Source organism: Microbacterium sp. LTA6 (assembly GCF_045690355.1).
Classification (GTDB): domain Bacteria; phylum Actinomycetota; class Actinomycetes; order Actinomycetales; family Microbacteriaceae; genus Microbacterium.
On sequence record NZ_CP147855.1, the window covers coordinates 491970 to 513845 of the forward strand.

Here is a 21876-nt window from a genome sequence, read left to right on the forward strand (position 1 = left end):
TGCCGATCGGGAGCGATCGGCCGGCGGATCAGTGCAGGTCGGCGACGGCCCGACGGATGCTGTCGCGATCGGGCTTGCCGGACGGGAGCGTCGCCAACTCGTCCACGAGGATGAGCCGCGCGGGTCTGGCGTGCTTGCCGAGCTCGGCAGCCACCACCTCGCGGGCATGGGCCAGCTGCTCGGACTCGCTGCGGCGGAGCGCCTCACCGCGGGCGGCGACGATGACGGATGCCTCTCCCCAGCGTGCGTCCTCCACCCCGACGACCACCGCCTGATGCAGCCCTGGCACCAGGCGCACGATGCGCTCGACGCGGTCGAGTGAGATGTTGATGCCGCCCGAGACGATGACGTTGTCGGCCCTGCCGTGCACCCGCACGATGCCGTCCTCGTCGACGAGCCCGAGATCGCCGGTGCGGTACCAGCGGATGCCGTGCCGGTCGCGCACGAACGTTCGCGCCGTCAACTCTGCATCACCGAGATAGCCGTCGGCGAGCATCGGGCCGGCGAGGTGCAGCTCGCCATCGACGGAGTGCACAGCAACCGTGTCGAGCGGCACACCGTCGTAGACGCACCCGCCGCTCGTCTCGGTCGATCCGTAGGTGCGCACGAGCGGAGCACCGAGATCAGCGGCCCGCTCCCGCAGTGGCTCGGGCAGCGCCTGGCCACCGACGAGGATCGCCCGGTACGCCCGCAGTGCCGCACGTACCCCTGGTTCGTCGGCCGCATCGAGGAGCGTCGCGAGCTGCGCCGGCACGAGAGCGGTGAACAGCGCTTCGTCGCCCCGGCGCACCATCGACAGCGTCGCCTCTGCGAACGAGCTGGGAGAGAACCGCCCCTCCGGCGCGACGGGCTCGGTACCGGCGAGCGCCGAGCGCACCAGCACCTGGAGCCCGGCGACGTAACCCACCGGGAGAGCCAGCAGCCAGCGCCCGCTGCCGATGCGGGCCGCAGTCGCCTCTGCGCTCGCACGCAGCGCTTCGCCGCTCAGAGCGACCCTCTTCGGGACGCCGCTGGATCCGGAGGTCGCGATGACCGCCGCTGTGCCGTCCGGTACCCGCTCCGGCGCGCTGGCGAGCATTCCGAATCCGAGCGCCGGTCCGCCGTCGAGGGCGTGGCGCAAAGCGGCGAACACCTCGGCGGGGTCGTCGGCATCCGTCGGAATCAGCGAGACCATCCGTCACTCCCCCGCAGGCATGATCTGCTCTCCACAGTTCTGGTCGGGAGCGGGTCGTGCGCGATCGATGACATGACGGCCTAGTAGTGCCAGGGGAAGGAGGACCAGTCCGGGTCGCGCTTCTCGAGGAAGGAGTCGCGCCCCTCGACCGCCTCGTCGGTGCCGTATGCGAGGCGGGTCGCCTCGCCTGCGAAGACCTGCTGGCCGACGAGACCGTCGTCGACGGCGTTGAAGGCGAACTTCAGCATGCGGATCGCGGTGGGCGACTTGGTGAGCACAGTGCGCGCCACCTTCAGCGCCTCACGCTCGAGTTCGGCGTGCGGAACGACGCGGTTCACAGCGCCCGCTTCGTAGGCGCGCTGCGCCGAGTACTCCTCCGCGAGGAAGAACACCTCACGCGCGAACTTCTGTCCGGTCTGGCGCGCCATGTACGCCGAGCCGTAGCCCGCGTCGAAGGATCCGACGTCGGCGTCCGTCTGCTTGAACCGCGCCTCTTCGGCGCTCGCGATGGTGAGGTCGCAGACGACGTGCAGGGAGTGCCCGCCACCGGCGGCCCAACCGGGGACGACCGCGATGACGACCTTGGGCATGAAGCGGATGAGACGCTGCACCTCGAGGATGTGCAGGCGCCCTGCTCGCGCCGGGTTCTGCACGGCGGTCTCGTCGTCGGAGTACTTGTAGCCGTCGCGACCGCGGATGCGCTGATCGCCACCGGAGCAGAACGCCCAGCCGCCGTCCTTCGGGCTCGGCCCGTTTCCGGTGAGGAGCACGGCGCCGATCTTCGGATCCTGGCGCGCGATGTCGAGCGCCCGGTAGAGCTCGTCGACGGTGTGCGGGCGGAAGGCGTTGCGCACCTCAGGGCGGTTGAACGCGATGCGGGCGACGCCACCGTCGTGCGAGACGTGCGCGGTGATGTCGGTGTACTCGGCGGCACTCTTTCCGTCGACACCGGGCGCGAGCACCCATTCGGCGGGATCGAACAGGTCGGAGACGAATGCGTTGGCCACGGGATCCAGCCTATTCCTCACCTCGCCCTCACCACGCAGGGAGCGCCGCCTCCCGGGAGAGGCGGCGCTTCCTGACGATGCGGATCACGCGCGGCGCGCACGCATGGTCTTGATCCAGCCGTCCACTGCATCCCACGCGGCGAACGCCACGAGGGAGAAGCCGGTGATGACAGTGAGGACTTCCATCGTGTCGCTCTCGACCCCGTTGCCGGTGAAGACGAAACTCAGGAACTCCGGGTTGATCAGCTCGCCGCGCATGAGCAGCGTGACCGACCAGACGGCGAAGGCGACGGCCAGCAAGGTGTTGATCACCGCAGCGCCGACGGTCCACCGCCGCTTCGCGTACACGGCGACCGACAGCAGCGCCTCAGCCACGATCAGTGCAAAGAGGACGCTGATCCCCCACGGCCACAGTCCCGGGTTCAGCAGCGGAATGGGATCGCCGCCGGTCGGGAAGAACCCGATGAAGGCATCCCAGAAGACCGCCCCGACGCCGATCGCGAGGAAGACGAGTGACGCGATGGCGTCTGCCCGCCCTGCGCCGCTCGGCGTCGGTTCCGGCAGCTGGTCGACGTCCCATTTCACCCCGGTGTCGGCGCCGGTGCGCTCGAGCACGAAGAAGACCAGCGTCACCCAGAAGCAGACGTGCACGATGACCGAGATGCCCACGCCGATCGCGGCGCCGATGATCTCGCCGACGGAGGCCCGGTCCAGCGCCTGCGCGAGCGCGACGCCGCCCATCGCGCAGACCGGCACGATGACCAGCAGCAGCTTCAGCAGCCGCCACCAGGTCAGGAAGTACTTCGGACCGATCAGGTGCAGCGGCTGGTCGGCGTAGCCGGCGGCCAGGATGCCGGGGTCGCCGAGCTCGGTGAGGACGGCGCGCTCGGCATCCGTCCGGCTCTCGCCCTGCTCGACGCGCGCTTCGACGGCGTCGGAGATCGACGCCTCGAGCTCGGCGCGGACGTCGTCCTGAGCTGTCGGCGTCAGGCTCTTGACCGTGGCCGCGATGTAGCGCTCGGTCAGTGTGTTCGTGGACATCTCAGTTCTCCTCTGCGGTGAGGCCCGCGATCGCAGTGGTCAGCGATCGCCATTCGTCGGTGAGGGTGTCGGCGAGGCGCATGCCGGCATCCGAGGTGCGGTAGAACTTGCGAGGCCGCGCCTCGTCGGTGTTCCACTCGCTCGTGAGGTACTCCTGCTTCTCCAGACGGCGGAGCAGCGGGTAGAGCGTGTTGGCGTCGGTGGCGAAGCCGCGGCGCTCGAGATCTTCGAGCAGTCCGTAGCCGTACCCCGGGGCGCGCAGCAGTTGCAAGCACGCCAGCACGATCGTGCCGCGCCGCAGTTCCTGCAGGTGCGTATCGAGGATCTCGTTCATGTTCATCACATTACTGTGCGTCACACACTATTATCAACGACACATTCCTGTGTGCTCTGACGACCGGCCGGGTTCCGGCCACGACCGCGCGGCAACGAGACCGCTAGCGTGGGTTTCATGTCAGTGGAGATCACACGCATCGACCCGTTCGACGACGCCGCGGTCGATGCCTGGTGGGATGCCTACGCCACGGCCGAACGCGCGGATCGCGGCCCCGCCGCGCCGCTGTGGAGTCGCGAGGAATCGCGCAGCGAACTGCAGCAGGACTCGACGGTGGTGGAGCGCCGCGCTTTCCTCCTGCGCTCGGACGGCCTCGTCGTCGGATCAGCAAGTCTGGCGCTGCCCCGCAAGGACAACACGCACATCGCGCACCTCGCGGTGTGCGTCCGCCCGGAACACCGACGCCGCGGTTTCGGCTCCACGGCGTTGGCGTTCCTCGAGGGCGAGGCGCTGAACGCCGACCGCACCACCGCGCAGTCGGCGGCGTCGTGGCCGCACGAGCTCGGGCCCGAGGGAGCCGGCGCACCCGGCCGAGAGTTCGCTCGGCGGCATGGATACACGCTCGCGCTCGGCGATCTGCAGAGCCGCCTGCCTCTCCCGGTCGACCCCGCTCTCCTGGACCGCATCGAGGCAGACATCGCTGATGCGATCGCGGGTTACGAGATCCGCAGCTGGGTCGGCCGCGTGCCCGATGACGTCGTCGAGGGCTGGGCGATCCTCGATGCATCGGTCGATACCGAAGCGCCGAGCGGCGATCTCGACATCGAGCCGGTCACGCCAGACGTCAGCAGCATCCGCGAGTCGGAAGAACTCATCGAACGACAGAGCCGTACATCCTTCGGCACGATCGCTCTGGCGGCAGACGGTTCAGCAGCGGCGTACACGCAGCTGGTGGTCTCCGGCGACGACGGCAACGCCTACCAATGGGGCACCCTGGTTCGCGGCGCCGACCGCGGGCACCGGCTGGGCACGGCGGTGAAACTGGCGAACTTGCGGATGCTGCAGCACGAGGCACCGCAGGCCCGCGCCGTCTACACCTACAACGCCGAGTCGAACGCGCACATGCTGGCCGTGAACATCCTGCTCGGCTTCCGCCCGAGCGAGCGGATGGGCGAACTGCAGAAGCGCCTCGGCTGACCAGGAGCATGGTTCATAACTCAGGAGAAATTTCCAGAAGGACCCGCAGCGTCCCCGGCAACACGCCGATCATCGCATCGCACGCCACCTCGAGCGACGAATTCTCCTGAGTCATGAACCGGCGCGCGGGCGGCGCGGATGCCGCGTGACGGCGTCGACGGGGCACAATGGGCACATGCTCCCGACGACGCTCGCAGATCTCCTCGATTCGGCCAGGGTGGTCGCACTCCCGATGCACACGCGCTTCCGCGGCGTCGACACCAGGGAGGCGCTCCTGTTCGAAGGACCGGAGGGATGGGCGGAATTCTCGCCGTTCCTCGAGTACGGCGACGACGAGGCATCCGTCTGGCTGTCAGCCGCGATCGACTTCGCCTGGCGTGCACAGCCGGAGCCGCTGCGCGACCGGGTCAACGTGAACGCGACTGTTCCGGCCGTCGACGCGGCCCGCGTCGCCGAAGTACTGTCGCGATTCGCCGGATGCCGCACGACCAAGGTCAAGGTCGCAGAACCGGGACAGGCCCTCTCCGACGACATCGCCCGGGTTCGCGCGGTGCGCGAAGTCATGGGACCGGAGGGGCGCATCCGCATCGATGCCAACGGTGCGTGGAACGTCGATGAGGCGGAACGCGCCGTCCACGCCCTGAACGAGTTCGACCTCGAGTACGTCGAACAGCCGTGCGCGACCGTGCCGGAGCTCGCCGAGCTGCGACAGCGGGTGAAGTACATGGGCATCCCTGTCGCCGCAGACGAGAGTGTGCGGAAGTCATCGGATCCCCTCGCCGTCGCGCGCGCCGGTGCTGCGGATCTGCTCGTGATCAAGGCGCAGCCGCTCGGCGGGGTCACGCACGCCCTGCAACTCGTCACCGCGGCGGGTCTCCCGGCCGTCGTGTCCAGCGCCCTCGACACGGCCATCGGCCTGTCGCAGGGCGTGACGCTGGCGGCGGCCCTCCCGCGACTCGACTACGACTGCGGCCTCGGCACGTCTTCGCTCTTCCTCGACGACGTCGCGGACTTCCGGGCGGAGAACGGCAGCATTCCGGTCGGGCGGGTGACTCCGGATGCTGCGGCCCTGGAGCGCCTCGCGGCATCCGCCGATCGACGCGAGTGGTGGCTGGCGCGGCTCGAGCGCTGCTACGAGGTTCTCGCGGCGCGCTGACGTCGGTTCGCGACCGACCTCACCTCTCCAGCAGCAGCAGCTCCACGAGCCGGCCGAGTTCCTCGCTGCCGGCATGACGAAGCTGGGCTGCGTCGTGTCCCGCCATCGCACCGCGCACCGTCATCCCCTCCCAGACGATCATGAGCATCCGGGCCGCGGTCTCGGCGGGCAGTCGCAGCCGGAACGTGCCTTCGGCGACGATGTCGGTGATGATCTCGGCGATGCTCGACACCATCTCCCGCTCCTGCGCGAGGTAGGCCGCACCGAATGAGGGATCGCGGAGCGCGCGGATGCGGATCTCGCTCATCATCATCACGCCGAGGCGATCATCGCCGCCCGAGTCCATCACCTGCTGCACGAGCTCGACGGGGTCGCATCCATCAGCGAGCGCACCGCTCACCGCGAGTTCGGCGACGCGCGCCCGCACGGCGCTCACCCGTACCTCGGCGACGCTGCCGGCGAGCATCAGGAAGAGCTCGTCCTTGGATTCGAAGTTCGAGTAGAAGGCGCCGCGCGTGAAACCGGCGCGCTCGCAGACGGCCTCGACCGTCGCTCCTTCGAGGCCGACTTCGGCGAAGACCTGAGCCGCAGCCTCCAACAGACGGGCGCGCGTGTTCTCGCGGCTCCGGGTAGCCGGTGTCGTCATCGAAACCTCCAGCCTTCACTCTCGCACGACCACCGCGCGGATGTCTCACACCCGGTGCACAGCCTTTCGCGCGCTGATGACCCTACGATACATGTATGTATCGGATACATCCGTGTATCCAAATCGGATCGACGGAGGAACCGCGTGTCCACTCTCCTGTCCTCGCTCGGACGCTGGTCGTATCGGCATCCGTGGCGCGTGCTCGCGTCCTGGCTGCTCGCGCTCGGCCTCGCCGGCACCGGCGCGCTCGTGCTGGGCGCCGGTACCGACAACAGCTTCTCGATCCCCGGAACCGAATCGCAGGCGGGCCTCGAGCAGCTCTCCCGCTCGTTCCCGCAGGTGAGTGGAACCAACGCGCAGTTCATCGTCGTCGCGGCCGACGGTGATCACGTCACCGATGACGCCTATCGCGAGCACATAGAAGACACGGTGGACGATCTGTCCGACCTCGACGAAGTGCTCGCGGTGACCTCGCCCTATGACGAACTGGTCACCGGCATGGTCAACGAAGACGAGACCGCCGCCATCGTGCGCCTGCAGTTCGACGGCGAGGCGAGCGATGTCTCCGCCGAGACGAAAGACGTCCTGAACGCCGCCGTCGACGACCTGGCGGCCGCGCTTCCGGACGGCAGCCAGACACAGCTCGGCGGCGACCTGTTCGCGCTGTCCATGCCCACGATCACGATCACCGAGGCCGTCGGTCTCCTGATCGCGCTCCTGGTGCTCATCGTCACGTTCCGCTCGTTCGTGGTCGCCGGCCTCCCCCTGCTCACCGCGATCCTGGGAGTCGGAATCTCGATGGCCGGCATCTTCGCCGCCACCGCCTTTGCGACCGTCTCCTCGACCACGCCGCTGCTGGCGCTGATGCTGGGACTCGCGGTCGGGATCGACTACGCGCTGTTCATCATGGCGCGGCACCAGGATCAGGTCCGCGACGGAGTGGATCCGGAAGAGTCCGCCGCCCGCGCGGTCGGCACCGCCGGCTCTGCCGTCGTGTTCGCCGGGATCACGGTGCTCATCGCGCTGATCGGTCTCGGTTTCGCCGGCATCCCGTTCCTGACGACGATGGGAATCGCCGCATCCGTCGCCGTCGCCATCGCCGTCGCGATCGCGGTGACCCTGACACCGGCGCTCCTCGGGTTCATGAAGGGCCGAGTCGCCGGTCGGCCCAAGAAGGCGCGGATGCCGAAGAAGGGCGCCCCCGTTCGCGCGCCGCGCCGCGCCGCCAGCGCGCGCTGGGTCGAGGGTGTGACCCGGCGTCCGGTGCTGACGTCCCTCGCCGTGATCATCGGCCTGGGCATCGTGGCCATCCCCGCGCTCAGCCTCAACCTCGCTCTGCCCAACGCCGGAGTGCTCCCCAAGGACTCCGAAGCGCGGCAGAGCTACGACCTCGTCGGCGAACAGTTCGGCCCTGGCTTCAACGGCCCGCTCATCCTCACCGGCACCATCGTCACGTCGACCGACCCGCTCGCCCTCATGGAGGACCTCGGCGATGCCGTGGCCCAGGTCGACGGTGTGCGAGAGGTCGCGCTCTCGACTCCGAACGAGACCGCTGACACCGGAATCGTGCAGGTCATCCCGGAGACCGCGCCCGACGACCCCGCGACCGCCGACCTCGTGCGCGAGCTGCGCTCGCACCACGACGAGTGGCTCGATGAATTCGGCATCGACCTGAAGGTCACCGGCTTCACAGCTGTGGGAATCGACATCTCCGATCAGCTCGGCGCGGCGCTCCTGCCGTTCGGCATCTTCGTGATCGGCCTCTCGCTGATCCTGCTCACGATCGTCTTCCGATCGCTCTGGGTGCCGCTCACCGCAGCGTTCGGCTACCTGCTGTCGATCGTCGCCGCATTCGGCGTCGTCGCCGCCGTGTTCGAGTGGGGCTGGTTCGCCGATGCCCTGCACGTCGCGAAGGTCGGCCCGATCATCAGCTTCATGCCGATCGTCCTGATGGGCGTGCTCTTCGGATTGGCCATGGATTACCAGGTGTTCCTCGTCTCGCGGATGCGAGAGGACTATGTGCACGACCCGCTGTCGAAGGATCCGGAGACTCGGCGAGAGGCCGCACTGCGCGCCGTTCGCACCGGCTTCACCGGCTCGGCGAAGGTCGTCACCGCCGCGGGCCTGATCATGTTCGCCGTGTTCGTGGCGTTCGTCCCGGAAGGCGACTCGTCGCTGAAGCCGATCGCCCTCGGCCTCGCGGCCGGCATCGCGATCGATGCGTTCCTCGTGCGGATGACGCTGATCCCCGCCCTGATGGCGATCCTCGGCGAGCGCGCCTGGCAGATCCCGGCATGGCTGGAGCGGATCCTGCCGAGCGTCGACATCGAGGGAGAGGCCGTCGAACGCGAACGCCACCTCGCGGCCTGGCCCGGCGACGATTCCGTGATCGCCGCCGACGAGCTCCCCATCGCGGGTGCCGCGCCCGTGTCGCTGCGCCTCGCGCCCGGGGGAACGCTCGTGGCGACCGGCGCCTCGCGCGGCACGCTGCGTGCACTCGCTCTGACCGTGACGGGCCGGGTGGCTCCGGAGGCCGGACGCCTGCGCACCGCGGGACATCTGCTTCCCGGACGCGCCGCCTGGGTGCGCGCCCACGTCGGCTGCGTGCTCATCGACGACCCAGACACCGCCGTCCGCGACCTCGACGAAGCCCTGCGCGGGCGCACGAGCCTCGTCGTGATCGACGGCATCGACCGGATGTCCGGCGCTGCACGCGACCAGCTCATCGCCCGGTTGCGCGATGCCGGGTCGGAGGTCGCCATGTTCGCCTCGGCAATGGATGCGGATGCTGCGCGAGCGCTGCTGGCAGACGCCGGCCGCGGCGAGGCATCCGTCGTCGACCTGCGCACACCCGCCACGATCATCAGTCCGGAAGCATCCGCCGAATCAACCGAGGTGAACGCATGACCCTCTCCATCGAGCGCGCACGCTCCCGCAAGCCCATCACGTGGCTCACGATCCTCGGGATCCTGCTGCTGCCGGCCGCCGTCGGCGGCATCCTGGTCGCAGCCCTGCAGAATCCGACAGAGCGCCTGGATTCGATGACCGCCGCGATCGTCAACCTCGACGAGCCGGTGAAGGTCGATGGGCAACTCGCCCCGTTGGGGCGCCAGCTGGCATCCGGCCTCGTCGAAGGGTCAGACGACCTGGACTCGAACCTGACCTGGGTGATCTCCAACGAAGACGACGCTGCCGCAGGGCTCGCGGACGGTTCCTATCAGGCCGTCATCACGATCCCGGAGAGCTTCTCGGCCGCTGCCACTTCCTCCGGGCAGGCGATCGCCGACGGCGGCGGATCCGCAGCGGACAAGGCGGAGAAGGCCACCATCACCGTGACCACGCCCGAGGACGGGCTCGTCGCCGACGATCTCATCACCGGGCAGATCGCTTCGGTCGCCGCATCGACGATGGGCACCATGCTCAGCGAAGCGACGATGGAGAACGTGCTCGTCGGCTTCACGACGATCGGAGACCGGATCGGCGAGGCCGCGTCCGGCGCCGCCGAGCTCGCGTCCGGGGCTCGGGGTGCCGCGACCGGCGCCGCCGCGATTCCCGATGGGGCGACGAAGCTCGCCTCCGGCGCATCCCAGCTCGGATCCGGAGCGACGGATCTCGCGAACGGGCTCGACACGATCGCCCAGAACACCCGCGGTGCCGCATCCGGTGCGGCGCAGATCGGTTCGGGCCTGACCGGCGGCGCGACCGCCCTGGAGGCGAACGGCATCGTCGCCGATCCCGTGTACGGCGCCGCGAATGGCAGCGCAACCGCGACAGGGCAGGTCGCCGAAAAAGCGTCGTCCCTGTCCGCCCAACTGGCGAATCTCCTCGGGACCTGCGACGCGGCCGCCACTCCCGCTCTCTGCACGGGACTCCAGACCGCATCCGCCGACGCCGCGGCCCTCGATAAAGCCGCCGCCCAGGCATCAGGTGCTGCCAGCGGCACTGTCTACGCGCTCACACAGTTCGATGCCGCCGCATCCGCTGAACTCGCGTCTCAGATGCGTCAGGCCGGCGACGGCGCCACAGCTCTCGCGGGCGGCCTCACCCAGCTCGCCGGCGGCGTCGACCAGTCGAGCGCGGGCGCGCGCGCCCTGTCCAGCGGCGCTGGGGAACTGTCCGGCGGCGCCACCGCGCTGTCGACCGGCGCATCGGAGCTCGCCACGGGGCTCGACACTCTGGCCACCGGCACGGGCGACCTCGCCGGTGGTCTGCGCACCGCCGCCGACTCGCTGCCGTCGTTCAGCGACGAGGAGTCGACCTCGCTGGCCTCCGTCATCGCCGACCCCGTGTCGAGCAACGCGACGACGGGCACGATCTTCGGTCCGACCGCGATCCCGCTGCTCGCCGCCGTGGTGCTGTGGTTCGGCGGGCTCACCTCGTTCATCGTGATGCGTGCCCACACCGAGCGGACACTGACCTCACGGCGCTCCTCGGCAGCCCTCACCCTCCGCGCCTTCACCCCCGCGGCGTTGATCGGTGCTGCACAGGGCCTGCTGGTGGCGCTCATCGTGCAGATCGTCGCCGGATACGGTGCCGCGGAATGGTGGGCCTTCGCCGGGACCGCAGTGCTGTCGGGCATCGTCTTCGCCGCGGTGAATCAAGCCCTCGTCGCCCTGTTCGGTGGAATCGGGCGCTGGATCAGCGCACTGATCGGCGTGCTCGCCGTGGCCACCGGCCTCATCTCCACGGTGCCGGGCTGGCTGGCAGGAATCGGAGCTGCACTCCCCACCGCTCCGGCGTTCACCGGCCTCATCGCCGCGAACGGCGGCGCGATCGCGGCGCTGGTGGTGTGGGCGGTGCTGTCGATCGTCGCGACGACGATCGCCGTCGCCCTACGCCGCACCACCTCGACGAAGGCGGTGCTCGCCACGGCGTGATCGCCGCGGCGGGCCCCGCTGGCCCGGCATCCGCCCCGACGGGCGACCCGTCCGGCCAGCACCTCCGGCACCGTGCACGACTTCGGATTTCACGCCCGACAGGCCGCCATGAAGGCACCGGCCTCGGCGAGTCGTCATCCGGCTCCGAAGCTGTGCACACAGCATCCGTCAGCCCGCGGGAATTCAGATCATCCCGTGGGCTGAGACCTGTTCGGGCGATAGGACCGTCACACCGAGCACAACTTCGGATGCTCCGATCGAAACGCCGCTAAAACAGCGCCGACCACGGCGTGTCGCCATCCAGCTCCGACGTTGTGCCCGCGGCGCATCGCCGCCGCGCACGCACGCCCGCCTGGGTCAGCTGAGGCCGGAGTACGCGTGCAGGCCCTTGAAGAAGACGTTCACGATCGTGAAGTTGAAGATCACGGCGGAGAATCCGACGATCGCGAGCCACGCGGAGCGGCTGCCGCGCCAGCCGCGGGTCGCCCGCGCGTGGATGTAGCCGGCGTAGATGACCCAGATCACGAACGTCCAGGTCTCCTTGACGTCGAAGCCCCAGTAACGGCCCCAGGCGTCCTGCGCCCAGATCGCGCCGGCGATGAGCGTGAAGGTCCAGAGGATGAAGCCCACGATGGTGAAGCGGTACGCGAGGCTCTCGAGCCGGTCGGAGCCGGGGAGCGTGCGCAGGAACCCGGGGCCGGTCTTCGCCGCGTTCTCGCCGACCAGGCGCTCGCGGCGCGCCTGCATCAGCTGGATCACGGACAGGGCGAATGCCAGCGCGAAGAACGCCGTGCCGAGCGATGCGACGAAGACATGGATGATCAGCCAGATGCTCTTCAACGGGTCCATCAGCGGCACGACGGCGACATAGAAGCTGGTCGCGGCGCCGCCGAGCAGCACGACGACCAGGCCGATGATGAAGGTGCCGAGGAAGCGCAGGTCGAGCCGCGTGAGCACGGCGAGGAAGACGGCGACGACGAGCAGCGTGCCGATCATCCCGAACTCGTACAGGTTCGCCCACGGCACGCGTCCAGCGGCGATGCCGCGCGTCACCGTCGCCGCCAGATGGAAGAGGAAGGCGAGAACGGTGAGCGAGGTGCCGATCCGTGCCATCACGAAGCCCTGCGCAGGCGCGGGCACCGAGGCGTCTGCGGCGTAGGCGTTGCCTCGCGCCCCCACCCCGACGAGCTCTGCTTCGCTCCTCGCGTCTGCGGTCACCTGCGAGCGCCGCGCCAGGTCGAAGGCGTAGGCCACGAAGGCCGCCGCGTAGATCGCGATCGCGGTCCACAGCAGGATCGGCGAGAGCACGTTGAGCTCGAGCATGGTGTCAGTCTACTTTCGGGGTATCGGATGCCGCCGGGCCGGCGGGGGACGCAGGTGTCTCATCCGCCGGCTCATCGCGTCGGGTCGACCCGCCCGCGGCATCCATCAGTCGTGCGTGACCTGCGACGAGGTCATCGACCGCCGCAGCGAGCGTCGGGTCCTCACCGCGAGCGAGACCGGCGTATTCCAGCGAGACGACACCGTCCTCGCCCGAAGCCTTCACCCAGACGCGGCGACGGGGCACGAACAGCGCGAGCATGAGGCCGCCGAGCGCCGACAGGGCGAAGACGAGCACCCACACGGCGGAGGCGTCGTGGTGGATCTGGAGCGATGCGAACCGCTTGACGGACTGCGAGGCGTCGGTCGCCCCGTCCGGCGACTCGTCTTCGAAGGTCACGGTGCCCAGGCCGTTCGGCAGGTCGCCGGTCTCTCCGGGGCCGAGCTCGATGGACTTCACGTCCGTCGTGCGGCCGGCGAGCTTCTTCATCCCCGTCGTGTCGAGCACGTACACGGACTTCGGGATGCCGTCGTTGATTCCGAGGTCGCCGGAGTACACGTCGAGTGTGAGCAACGGGTTGATCAGGTCGCCGTACCCCGAGGCGATGGCGCCCTTCTGGCCGGACGCGGCCGTCGGATAGAAGAAGCCGATCAGACCCAGCTGTTCCGGCATGCCGTCGGTGACCTTGACGACGCCGAGGGAGGTCATGTTGTTGTCCTGCGGGAGGAACGGCACGCTGTTGCGGTAGACGATGTCGCCGGCGGCGTTGCGCACCGTGATGGTGGGCGCATAACCGTTGCCGAGCAGATAGATCTGGTCGCCGCCGACGCCCAGCGGGTGGTTCACCCTGACCGCGCCGTCCGTGGACGAGCCGGTCGTGTCCTGCACGCTCACGTTCGCGGAGAAGTCGCCGGCCTGCCCTGAACCCGGCTCGCCGAACGGCTGGTAGGTGACATCGAAGGAGTCGAGCCTCATCGCATACGGGGTGAGTGCGTCGTCGGAGACGAAACGTCCGCGGTTCATCGAGTCGTAGTCGACGAGCGTGTTCGCGAAGGTCTCCCCCTCGACCAGGACGCGCTGGCCGGTGTAGGCGAAACCGCCGCCGACGCCGACCGTGATCAGCACGCCGACGAGCGCGAGGTGGAACAGGAGGTTGCCGGTCTCGCGCCAGTACCCGCGCTCTGCCGAGACCGAGAACGAGTGCCCCCGGTCGTAGCGTTCGACGCGGTAGCCGAGGGACTTCAACTGTTTCGTCGCGATATCGATCGATGCGGATGCCGCAGCATCCGCGTCCGAAGCCTCGCGCCGCACGGCGCGGAAGTCCTCGAGCCGCTGCAGGCGGGAGGGGGTGCGCGGCGGCCGCGCACGGAGAGCCTTCGCGTGGTGCTTGATGCGCGGGATGACGCAGCCGACGAGCGAGGTGAACAGCAGCAGGTAGATCGCGGAGAACCACGGCGACAGGTAGACGTCGAACAGCTTCAGCGCATCGAGCACCGGGAACAGGTCGGGATTGTTGCGCTCCCACTGCGTGACGCCGTTGGGGTCGGCCATCCGCTGCGGGAAGATCGATCCGGGGATCGCGGCGATCGCGAGCACGAGCAGCAACACCAGGGCGGTGCGCATCGACGTGAGCTGACGCCAGCTCCAGCGCAGCCAGCCGACGAACCCCAGTCGCGGCTGGGTGATGGAGTCGTCACCGTCGACGTGGTCGGATGGGCGGAGCGGATCGCTCGAGTCGTTGTTCACGGCATCCTGAGGCTTCGATTCAGAGCGGGAGGAAGACACTGCCCATCACCGCCGTCAGTCGCGACATGATGTCGGTCCAGAGACCGGTCACCATCAGGAGGCCGAGCACGATGAGCAGGATGCCGCCGATGATGTTCACCAGGCGGATGCGGCGGCGCAGGAACCCGACGGCTCTGGTCGCCCAGCCGAAGCCGAGGGCGACGAGCAGGAACGGGATGCCGAGGCCGAGCGAGTAGGCGATGCCGAGGAACGACGCACGCCAAGGGTCACCGACATTCCAGGACAGCGACACGATCGTCGTGAGGGTCGGCCCCATGCACGGCGCCCAGCCGATGCCGAGGGCGACACCGAGCAGCGGTGCACCGATGATGCCCGCCTTCGAGTCGACGTGGAAGCGGAACTCCCGCTGCGCGAAGGCGAAGAGACCGAGGAAGACCAGCCCCATCAGGATGATGACGCCGCCCAGCACACGGGTGATCACCTCGCCCCATTGCGCGAAGAAGAGCCCCGTGGCCCCGCCGAGCACCGTCCATGCGACGAACACGACCGTGAAGCCGAGGATGAACAGGAGGACGCCGAAGACCAGGCGGCCGCGGCCGGTGGAGTCTCCGGTCGTTGAGCGAGCGGAGCGAGACGAAACGCCCTCAGCCTCAGCACCCGCGCTCGACCGTGGAGCCACCGCTCCCCCGATGAAGCCGAGGTAGCCGGGAACCAGCGGCAGCACGCACGGCGAGAGGAAGGAGACGAGACCCGCGAGCATCGCGACGGGGATCGCGACCCACAGCGCGCCGGATCCGATGATGGCGTCGGTGTTCACGACGCTCCCGCGGCGCTCACGAAGACTCCGCGAGCGCGTCCTTGACGAGCGTGGAGAGGATCGAGGTGCCGTCGATCGGCCCGATGATGCGAGCGGCGACGCGGCCCTGCTTGTCGAGCACGAGGGTGGTCGGCGTCGCCTGGATCGGAACCGCCTGAGCGAACGCGAACTTCGCCTCGGCGGTGTCGACGTCGATGAGGCTCGGGTACGTGATCGAGTACTCGTCGGCGAACGCCTTCGCAGTGTCGGCCTGATCCCGGGTGTTGATGCCGACGAAGGAGACCCCGTCGCCTTCGTACTCCTGCCAGACCGATTCGAGGTCGGCGGCCTCCACACGGCACGGCGCGCATCCCGCGTACCAGAAGTTCACGACGGTGACCTGACCCTCGAGGTCGGCGCTGTCGAAGTCCTCGCCGGTCTCGGTGACGCCGCCGAAGACGACTGGCTCGCCGCGCTCGCTCTCGGGAATCTCGACGATCGCTCCGTCGGCGGCGACGTAACCGGTGTTCTCACCGCTCAGGAAGGACTCGCTGACCGGATCGGGCGCGCAGGCGCTCAGACCGATGGTGAGTACCGCGGCGAGCGCGGCTCCGACCGCACGACGAGAGCGTCGAGTGCGGGAGCGGCGGCCGCTGCGATTCGGGTCAACCGTCGAGGCGAGTGGCACGATTCTCAGTTTACGCGCGAGACCCTATGGGCCAGCCGGATGCAGGGGCCGCCGAACGGCTCGGCCCACGGCGTCAGAACCGAGCGAGCACGTCGGCGACGCCGGCACGGAACCGCGGGCACGTCGCGATGTCGTGCGACCGGCACCGCATCGCGTGCTCGGTCATCTCCCGCGAGCGCCGCATCTCCTCCATCCTCCGGTCGAGGTCGTCGAGATGCTCCTGCAGCACCTGATGCCGGCCGGCGCTGCCGTCATCGAGCAGCACGCCGATCTGCTCCAGGCTCATCCCGGCTGCCTTGCTGCGCTGGATCACCGCGATACGGACGACGTCGTCTTCTCCGAAGCGCCGACGTCCTGCTGCGTCGCGTTCCGGCCGGAGCAGGCCCACCGCTTCCCAGTGTCGGAGCACATTGGTCGGCAGGCCGAATCGGGTCGCGACGTCGCCGACGGACCACGGATGCTCAGCATTTGACTTCATGTTGACATGAAGTCACAGACTGGCCGTGAACGCAAGAGCTTCGACAGGAAGGACCACCCATGTACGACGCGATCGTGATCGGCGCGGGCCCCGCAGGACTGCAGGCGGCGCTGACCCTCGGGCGGATGCACCGCTCCACCCTTCTGCTCGACTCCGGTGAGTACCGCAACGGCACCGTCCTGCACATGCACAACGTGATCGCCAACGACGGCACCGCCCCGGCGGAGTTCCGGGCGACGGCCAGAACGCAGCTCGCGTCCTACGCCGATGTCGAGATCCGTGACATCGGCGTCGACCGCATCGGTGGAACCGAGGACGAGGGATTCACCGTGACGCTCGCGGACGGCTCGAGCGTCGACGCGCGACGGATCGTTCTCGCCACCGGCGTCGCCGATGACCTCCCCGACATACCGGGGCTGAGCGCACAGTGGGGACGGACAGCGTTCAACTGCCCGTTCTGCGACGGGCACGAGCATGCGGGGAAGTCCATCGCGATCCTGGGACCGGCGCCGCGCGCCGAGCATCTCATCGGGCTGCTGGGTCGGATCGTCGGCGAGATCACCGTCTTCCCGGTCGGCGAAGCTCATTCGGATGACGAGCGGCGGATGCTCGAGGCCCTCGGCGTCCGCGTCGGAGCCGCGCCCGTCGACGCGGTGGAATCAGTCGGAGCCGGCGTGCGGATCAGAGCCGGCGCCGAGGAAGCCTTGGTCGCCGGGGTGTTCGTCGCCGCGGCATCCGTCCGCCAGCGGGCTCCCTTCGCCGAGCAGCTCGGATTGCGGATGCTGCCCTCCGGCGCGATCGAGATCGACGACTTCGGCCGCACCTCGACGCCCGGGATCTCGGCAGCCGGCGACCTCGCGCACCGCGCATCCCTCCCCGGACTGATGGCATCCGTGGTGATGGCGTCGGCCGCCGGTCAGCTTGCGGCCGTCGGCGTGATCCAGTCGCTGATGGCGTCCGAGCACTGACCCTCGGTCGCTGCGCTCCCTCGCTCAACGACCGGGTTGAGGGCCGTCAGACGGCGCCGACGTCGACGGCGTCGTCTGTTGCCGCGGGCTCCGCGTACGCGACCTCACGCCACACGTCGCCGACGCGCTCGAACGACGTCACGCTCGACAGCGCGCAGCGACGGGTGCGCGGATCGTGGCGCAGCGGGAGACCGGCGACACGGAGGTGCGTGATCCAGATCGGCGCCTGGTGCGAGACCATCACGACGTCGCCGTCTGCTGCGGCATCCCATGCCTCGTCCATGATGCCGAGCATCCGCTCCGCGACCGCGGTGTAGGGCTCGCCCCAACTCGGCAACGAGGGCTGACGCAGATGCCACCAGTTCAGCGGGTTCATCAGGGAACGACGCATCTGCGTCCCCTCGAACACGTTCGTGGGCTCGATCACACGGATGTCGATCTCGGGCACGAGGTCGAATCGCTCGGCGAATGGTTCGGCCGACTCCTGCGCCCGCTCCAGGGGTGAGCTGTAGAGCTCGGTGACCGGCCGGGCGAAGGCGGCGACATGGTCTGCCGCCGCCTTCGCCATCCGCCGGCCGGATTCACTCAGGTGATAGTCCGGAAGTCGGCCGTAGAGCACGCGGTGCGGATTGTGCACCTCACCGTGACGGACGAGATGCAACCGGGATGCCGTCATCAGGCCTTGCGGTATTCAGCCGAGCCGAAGCCGAGGATGAGGTAGCCGATGTACGGGAAGAGGAACAGCAGGAAGAACGAGAACACCCCGCCCTTGCCGAAGCGCTGGCCGAGCTTGATCGCGACGATGATCCCGAAGACGATGTTGACGATCGGGATCAGGTAGAGCAGCGCGAACCAGCCGGACATGCCGGCGATGCGCACCAGGAGGATGACGTTCACGATCGGGATGATCGCGAGGATGCCGGCGTGGCCGGCCTTCGTGAACACCTTCCACAGGCCGATGACGACGAGGATGTAGAAGATGAGCGCGATCACGCCGTTGGTACCGGAGAAGATCGATGCGTAGAGGTCAGAAATGCCGTTGGAGTCCATGGGGAGCCTTTCGTTCGAGCCGATCATACTGATTCCCCGCGTCCGCACGGGGAATCACGCCGAAGACGCACCATGACCCCCCGTAGAATGGGCGGGTTCGTCATTTCCCAGATCAGGAGGAAACTTCCGTGCTTCGCACTCACACGTCCGGCTCACTGCGAGCCGAGCACATCGGTCAGACCGTCACCCTTACGGGTTGGGTCGATCGTCGGCGTGATCACGGAGGAGTCGCTTTCATCGATCTGCGGGATGCCTCGGGCATCGCCCAGGTCGTCATCCGCGACGAGGAGATCGCCCATCCGCTGCGCAACGAGTTCGTGCTGAAGGTCACCGGCGAGGTCTCTCGCCGCCCGGACGGCAACGCGAACCCGAACCTCCCCACCGGCGAGGTCGAGCTCATCGCGTCGACCGTCGAGGTGCTGAACGAGTCCGCTCCGCTCCCCTTCCAGGTCTCGACCGCGGTGGCCGAGACCGAGACGGTCGGCGAAGAGGCGCGACTCAAGTACCGCTACCTCGACCTGCGTCGCCCGGCGGCGGCATCCGCTCTGCGTCTGCGCTCGAACGTCTACAAGGCGATCCGCGACGTGCTGCACGAACGCGACTTCACCGAGGTCGAGACCCCGACGCTGACCCGCTCGACGCCGGAAGGCGCTCGCGACTTCGTCGTGCCCGCTCGTCTGCACCCGGGCAGCTGGTACGCGCTGCCGCAGTCGCCGCAGCTGTTCAAGCAGCTCCTCATGGTCGGCGGCGTGGAGAAGTACTTCCAGATCGCACGCTGCTACCGCGACGAGGACTTCCGCGCCGACCGTCAGCCCGAGTTCACGCAGCTCGACATCGAGATGAGCTTCGTCGACCAGGAAGACGTCATCACGCTGATGGAGTCGCTGATCCAGGCGATGTGGGCGACCATCGGCGTCGAGGTGTCCGTTCCGCTGCCCCGGATGACATACGCCGACGCGATGGCGAAGTACGGCTCCGACAAGCCCGACCTGCGCTTCGGTCTCGAGCTCGTCGAGGCCACCGACTACTTCACGGAGACCCCGTTCCGGGTGTTCCAGGCTGAGTACGTCGGCGCTGTCGTCATGCCTGGCGGCGCGAGCCAGCCTCGCAAGACCCTCGACGCTTGGCAGGACTGGGCCAAGCAGCGCGGCGCCCGTGGCCTGGCGTACGTGCTCTTCAACGAGGACGGCTCCCTCGGTGGCCCCGTCGCGAAGAACCTGTCCGAGGCCGAGCAGGCGGGCCTGGCTGTGCTGGTGGGCGCGGCCCCCGGAGATTGCGCGTTCTTCGCGGCCGGTTCCGCGAAGGACAGTCGCGCGCTGCTCGGTGCAGCGCGCGTCGAGATCGGCCGTCGCCTCGACCTGCTCGACCCCGACGTCTTCGCGTTCACGTGGGTCGTCGACGCTCCGATGTTCGAGTCCGCAGCGGACGCCGTGGCATCGGGCGATGTCGCCGTCGGCGCAGGTGCCTGGACCGCCGTGCATCACGCCTTCACGGGCCCGAAGCCGGAGTTCGCCGACACCTTCGACACCGACCCCGGCTCGGCTCTCGCCTACGCGTACGACATCGTGTGCAACGGTTCCGAGCTCGGAGGCGGCTCGATCCGCATCCACCGCGAAGACGTCCAGAAGCGTGTCTTCCAGGTGATGGGCATCAGCGAGGAGCAGGCCGACGAGCAGTTCGGCTTCCTGCTCGACGCGTTCAAGTTCGGCGCCCCGCCGCACGGCGGCATCGCACTCGGCATGGACCGCGTCATGCAGCACCTCACGAAGACCGACTCGATCCGCGACGTCATCGCCTTCCCGAAGTCCGGCAACGGTTTCGACCCGCTCACCGCGGCGCCGGCGCCGATCACGCCGGAGCAGCGCGCCGAGGCCGGCGTCGACTTCGAGCCGGAGGACGACGAGGCCTGAGTCTGAGCCGAAGAGACCCCGTGCTGCTGTCAGCGGCACGGGGTCTTTTCGCGGCCCACCTCCCGGTCGTTGAGCGAGGAGCGCAGCGACGAGACGAAACGCGGTGATCCGACCTCGACTTCGGATCACCGCGTTTCGTCTCGCTCCGCTCGCTCAACGACCGATCAGTGCGAGCGCCGGCGCGATGTTCTCGTTCCAGACATCCACGCCGAGCTTGCCGATGAGCGCGACGACCACGACGAGGAAGACGACACGGATGAAGGTGGCACCGCGCGAGATCGCCATGCGGGATCCCAGGTAGCTGCCGGCCACGTTGGCCACCGCGAGGATGCCCCCGAGCAGCCAGAGCACCGCTCCGTGCGGGACGAACAGCATCAGCGCCCCCGCGTTGGTGGCGAAGTTCACGATCTTGGCCTTGGCGCTCGCCTGCAGGAAGTCGTAGCCCAGCAACCCGACCAGCGTGATCACGAGGAAGGTGCCGGTGCCCGGCCCGATCATGCCGTCGTAGAAGCCGATCGCGAGTCCCGCGGCCCCGGCCATGACGTGGTGCTTGTGTCCTCGGAAGCGCAGCTGCGTCGCTGCACCCAGTTGCGGCTTGAACGCCGTGAAGAGCGCTACCGCCAGCAGGGCGATCACGATGATCGGCTTGAACGCCGCAGAAGGCAGCACCGTCGCGACGGCGGCACCGCCGAAGGACCCGGCGAGCGCGATCGCCGCCATCGGCAGGGCTGTGCGGATATCGGGCTTCGCCCGCCGGTAATAGGTGACACTGCTCGTCGCCGTACCGAAGGCCGAAGCGAGCTTGTTCGTCGCGAGCGCCTGGAGCGGCGAGATGCCGGGGATCAGCAGCAGCGCCGGCAGCTGCAGCAGACCGCCACCACCCACCACGGCGTCGATCCATCCGGCCGCGAACGCCGCCACGATGACGAGGATCAGCATGCCCCAGGTGAGCTGCTCGAGCCCGAGTACTGCGCCGATGTCCATCCCGCCAGAATGCCAGACTGGCATCATGCTCGACGCGCTCCCCCTCCCGCATCCCTTCGATTCCCGTGTCGGACGCGCCGCTCTGCGTCGCGCCACGGCGGAGGATGCGGATGCGGTGATCCAGTTGTTGTCCGACGACGCGATCAGTGCCGCCCGTGGCGACCTGGCCTCCGAGGCGGACCGCCCGGCCTATGTCGCAGCCCTGGTCGGGATCCTCGCTGATCCCTCGAACGACCTTCTCGTCGTCGAACTCGACGGATCGGTCGTCGGCACGCTGCAGCTCACATCGATCCCCGGCATGTCCCGTCGAGGGGCACGTCGGCTGCTGGTCGAAGCGGTACGGGTGCACAGCGACCTGCGCTCCTCCGGCATCGGATCGGCGGTGATGCGATGGGTGTCCGACACCGCAGCGCCGGCGGTCGATGCGTCGATCGTGCAGCTCACGTCGGATGCCGCGCGCACCGATGCGCACCGCTTCTACGAGCGGCTGGGCTACGTGGGATCGCATCGGGGCTTCAAGTACAACGTGCCGCGCGGCTGATCCCGACTCGAAGCGCGCACGC

At 68.7% G+C, this 21876-nt stretch carries 20 protein-coding genes; 7 read left to right on the forward strand and 13 right to left on the reverse strand.

Annotated elements, in window-relative coordinates:
* Positions 1-28: 28 nt before the first annotated feature.
* The 4 genes from LTA6_RS02280 to LTA6_RS02295 all read right to left on the reverse strand — a co-directional run bounded on the left by LTA6_RS02280 (position 29) and on the right by LTA6_RS02295 (position 3556).
* Positions 29-1174, reverse strand: a complete 1146-nt coding sequence (locus LTA6_RS02280; protein ID WP_407358550.1) for an AMP-binding protein — start codon at positions 1172-1174, stop codon at positions 29-31.
* Between the two features lie 80 nt (positions 1175-1254).
* A complete protein-coding gene (locus tag LTA6_RS02285) occupies positions 1255-2181 on the reverse strand; it encodes a 1,4-dihydroxy-2-naphthoyl-CoA synthase (protein WP_407358551.1) in 927 nt (308 codons plus the stop codon).
* 84 nt (positions 2182-2265) lie between these two features.
* A complete protein-coding gene (locus LTA6_RS02290) occupies positions 2266-3222 on the reverse strand; it encodes a permease prefix domain 1-containing protein (protein ID WP_407358552.1) in 957 nt (318 codons plus the stop codon).
* A gap of 1 nt (position 3223) precedes the next feature.
* Positions 3224-3556, reverse strand: a complete 333-nt coding sequence (locus tag LTA6_RS02295) for a PadR family transcriptional regulator (protein ID WP_341978518.1) — start codon at positions 3554-3556, stop codon at positions 3224-3226.
* 117 nt (positions 3557-3673) lie between these two features.
* Here LTA6_RS02295 and LTA6_RS02300 point away from each other — a divergent pair, with 117 nt between their 5' ends.
* Together LTA6_RS02300 and LTA6_RS02305 are read left to right on the forward strand one after the other, a co-directional pair.
* The gene (locus tag LTA6_RS02300; protein ID WP_407358553.1) at positions 3674-4693 is read left to right on the forward strand and encodes a GNAT family N-acetyltransferase; all 1020 of its coding nucleotides are present in this window, start codon (positions 3674-3676) and stop codon (positions 4691-4693) included.
* A gap of 175 nt (positions 4694-4868) precedes the next feature.
* A complete protein-coding gene (locus LTA6_RS02305; RefSeq protein ID WP_341975850.1) occupies positions 4869-5849 on the forward strand; it encodes an o-succinylbenzoate synthase in 981 nt (326 codons plus the stop codon).
* A 19-nt stretch (positions 5850-5868) separates the two neighbouring features.
* Here LTA6_RS02305 and LTA6_RS02310 read toward each other — a convergent pair whose 3' ends face one another.
* Positions 5869-6495 (reverse strand): helix-turn-helix domain-containing protein, encoded by a 627-nt coding sequence (locus LTA6_RS02310; RefSeq protein ID WP_341975851.1) that lies wholly within the window; start codon positions 6493-6495, stop codon positions 5869-5871.
* Between the two features lie 144 nt (positions 6496-6639).
* On the opposite strand from LTA6_RS02310, the gene LTA6_RS02315 reads away from it, so the two are divergent.
* Positions 6640-9402 carry an MMPL family transporter gene (locus LTA6_RS02315; RefSeq protein ID WP_407358554.1) on the forward strand — a complete coding sequence of 921 codons (2763 nt, stop codon included), beginning with the start codon at positions 6640-6642 and terminating at the stop codon, positions 9400-9402.
* Positions 9399-11372 carry a YhgE/Pip family protein gene (locus LTA6_RS02320; RefSeq protein ID WP_407358555.1) on the forward strand — a complete coding sequence of 658 codons (1974 nt, stop codon included), beginning with the start codon at positions 9399-9401 and terminating at the stop codon, positions 11370-11372. The genes LTA6_RS02315 and LTA6_RS02320 overlap by 4 nt, the downstream gene beginning before the upstream one ends.
* A gap of 357 nt (positions 11373-11729) precedes the next feature.
* On the opposite strand, the gene ccsB is transcribed toward LTA6_RS02320, so the two are convergent.
* The 5 genes from ccsB to LTA6_RS02345 all read right to left on the reverse strand — a co-directional run bounded on the left by ccsB (position 11730) and on the right by LTA6_RS02345 (position 16401).
* The gene (gene ccsB, locus LTA6_RS02325; protein WP_341975854.1) at positions 11730-12695 is read right to left on the reverse strand and encodes a c-type cytochrome biogenesis protein CcsB; all 966 of its coding nucleotides are present in this window, start codon (positions 12693-12695) and stop codon (positions 11730-11732) included.
* 4 nt (positions 12696-12699) lie between these two features.
* Complete coding sequence (locus tag LTA6_RS02330; RefSeq protein ID WP_407358556.1) at positions 12700-14439, reverse strand: cytochrome c biogenesis protein ResB; 1740 nt, start codon at positions 14437-14439, stop codon at positions 12700-12702.
* A gap of 19 nt (positions 14440-14458) precedes the next feature.
* On the reverse strand, positions 14459-15256 hold the full coding sequence (locus LTA6_RS02335; RefSeq protein ID WP_407358557.1) for a cytochrome c biogenesis CcdA family protein: 798 nt from the start codon (positions 15254-15256) through the stop codon (positions 14459-14461).
* Positions 15257-15272: 16 nt separating this feature from the next.
* Positions 15273-15923, reverse strand: a complete 651-nt coding sequence (locus tag LTA6_RS02340) for a TlpA disulfide reductase family protein (protein WP_363551165.1) — start codon at positions 15921-15923, stop codon at positions 15273-15275.
* A gap of 73 nt (positions 15924-15996) precedes the next feature.
* Positions 15997-16401: a MerR family transcriptional regulator gene (locus tag LTA6_RS02345; RefSeq protein WP_407358558.1), complete on the reverse strand. Its 405-nt coding sequence runs from the start codon at positions 16399-16401 to the stop codon at positions 15997-15999.
* Positions 16402-16460: 59 nt separating this feature from the next.
* Here LTA6_RS02345 and LTA6_RS02350 point away from each other — a divergent pair, with 59 nt between their 5' ends.
* The gene (locus tag LTA6_RS02350) at positions 16461-17369 is read left to right on the forward strand and encodes an NAD(P)/FAD-dependent oxidoreductase (protein ID WP_407358559.1); all 909 of its coding nucleotides are present in this window, start codon (positions 16461-16463) and stop codon (positions 17367-17369) included.
* Between the two features lie 46 nt (positions 17370-17415).
* Here LTA6_RS02350 and LTA6_RS02355 read toward each other — a convergent pair whose 3' ends face one another.
* Positions 17416-18045: a histidine phosphatase family protein gene (locus LTA6_RS02355; protein WP_407358560.1), complete on the reverse strand. Its 630-nt coding sequence runs from the start codon at positions 18043-18045 to the stop codon at positions 17416-17418.
* Positions 18045-18419, reverse strand: coding sequence for a DUF5684 domain-containing protein (locus LTA6_RS02360; protein ID WP_341975862.1), 375 nt, complete (start codon positions 18417-18419; stop codon positions 18045-18047). Before LTA6_RS02360 ends, LTA6_RS02355 begins: the two co-directional genes overlap by 1 nt.
* A gap of 128 nt (positions 18420-18547) precedes the next feature.
* Here LTA6_RS02360 and aspS point away from each other — a divergent pair, with 128 nt between their 5' ends.
* Positions 18548-20329 (forward strand): aspartate--tRNA ligase, encoded by a 1782-nt coding sequence (aspS, locus tag LTA6_RS02365; protein ID WP_407358561.1) that lies wholly within the window; start codon positions 18548-18550, stop codon positions 20327-20329.
* A 153-nt stretch (positions 20330-20482) separates the two neighbouring features.
* On the opposite strand, the gene LTA6_RS02370 is transcribed toward aspS, so the two are convergent.
* On the reverse strand, positions 20483-21313 hold the full coding sequence (locus LTA6_RS02370) for a sulfite exporter TauE/SafE family protein (RefSeq protein ID WP_407358562.1): 831 nt from the start codon (positions 21311-21313) through the stop codon (positions 20483-20485).
* A 25-nt stretch (positions 21314-21338) separates the two neighbouring features.
* On the opposite strand from LTA6_RS02370, the gene LTA6_RS02375 reads away from it, so the two are divergent.
* The gene (locus LTA6_RS02375) at positions 21339-21854 is read left to right on the forward strand and encodes a GNAT family N-acetyltransferase (protein WP_407358563.1); all 516 of its coding nucleotides are present in this window, start codon (positions 21339-21341) and stop codon (positions 21852-21854) included.
* Positions 21855-21876 lie beyond the last annotated feature (22 nt).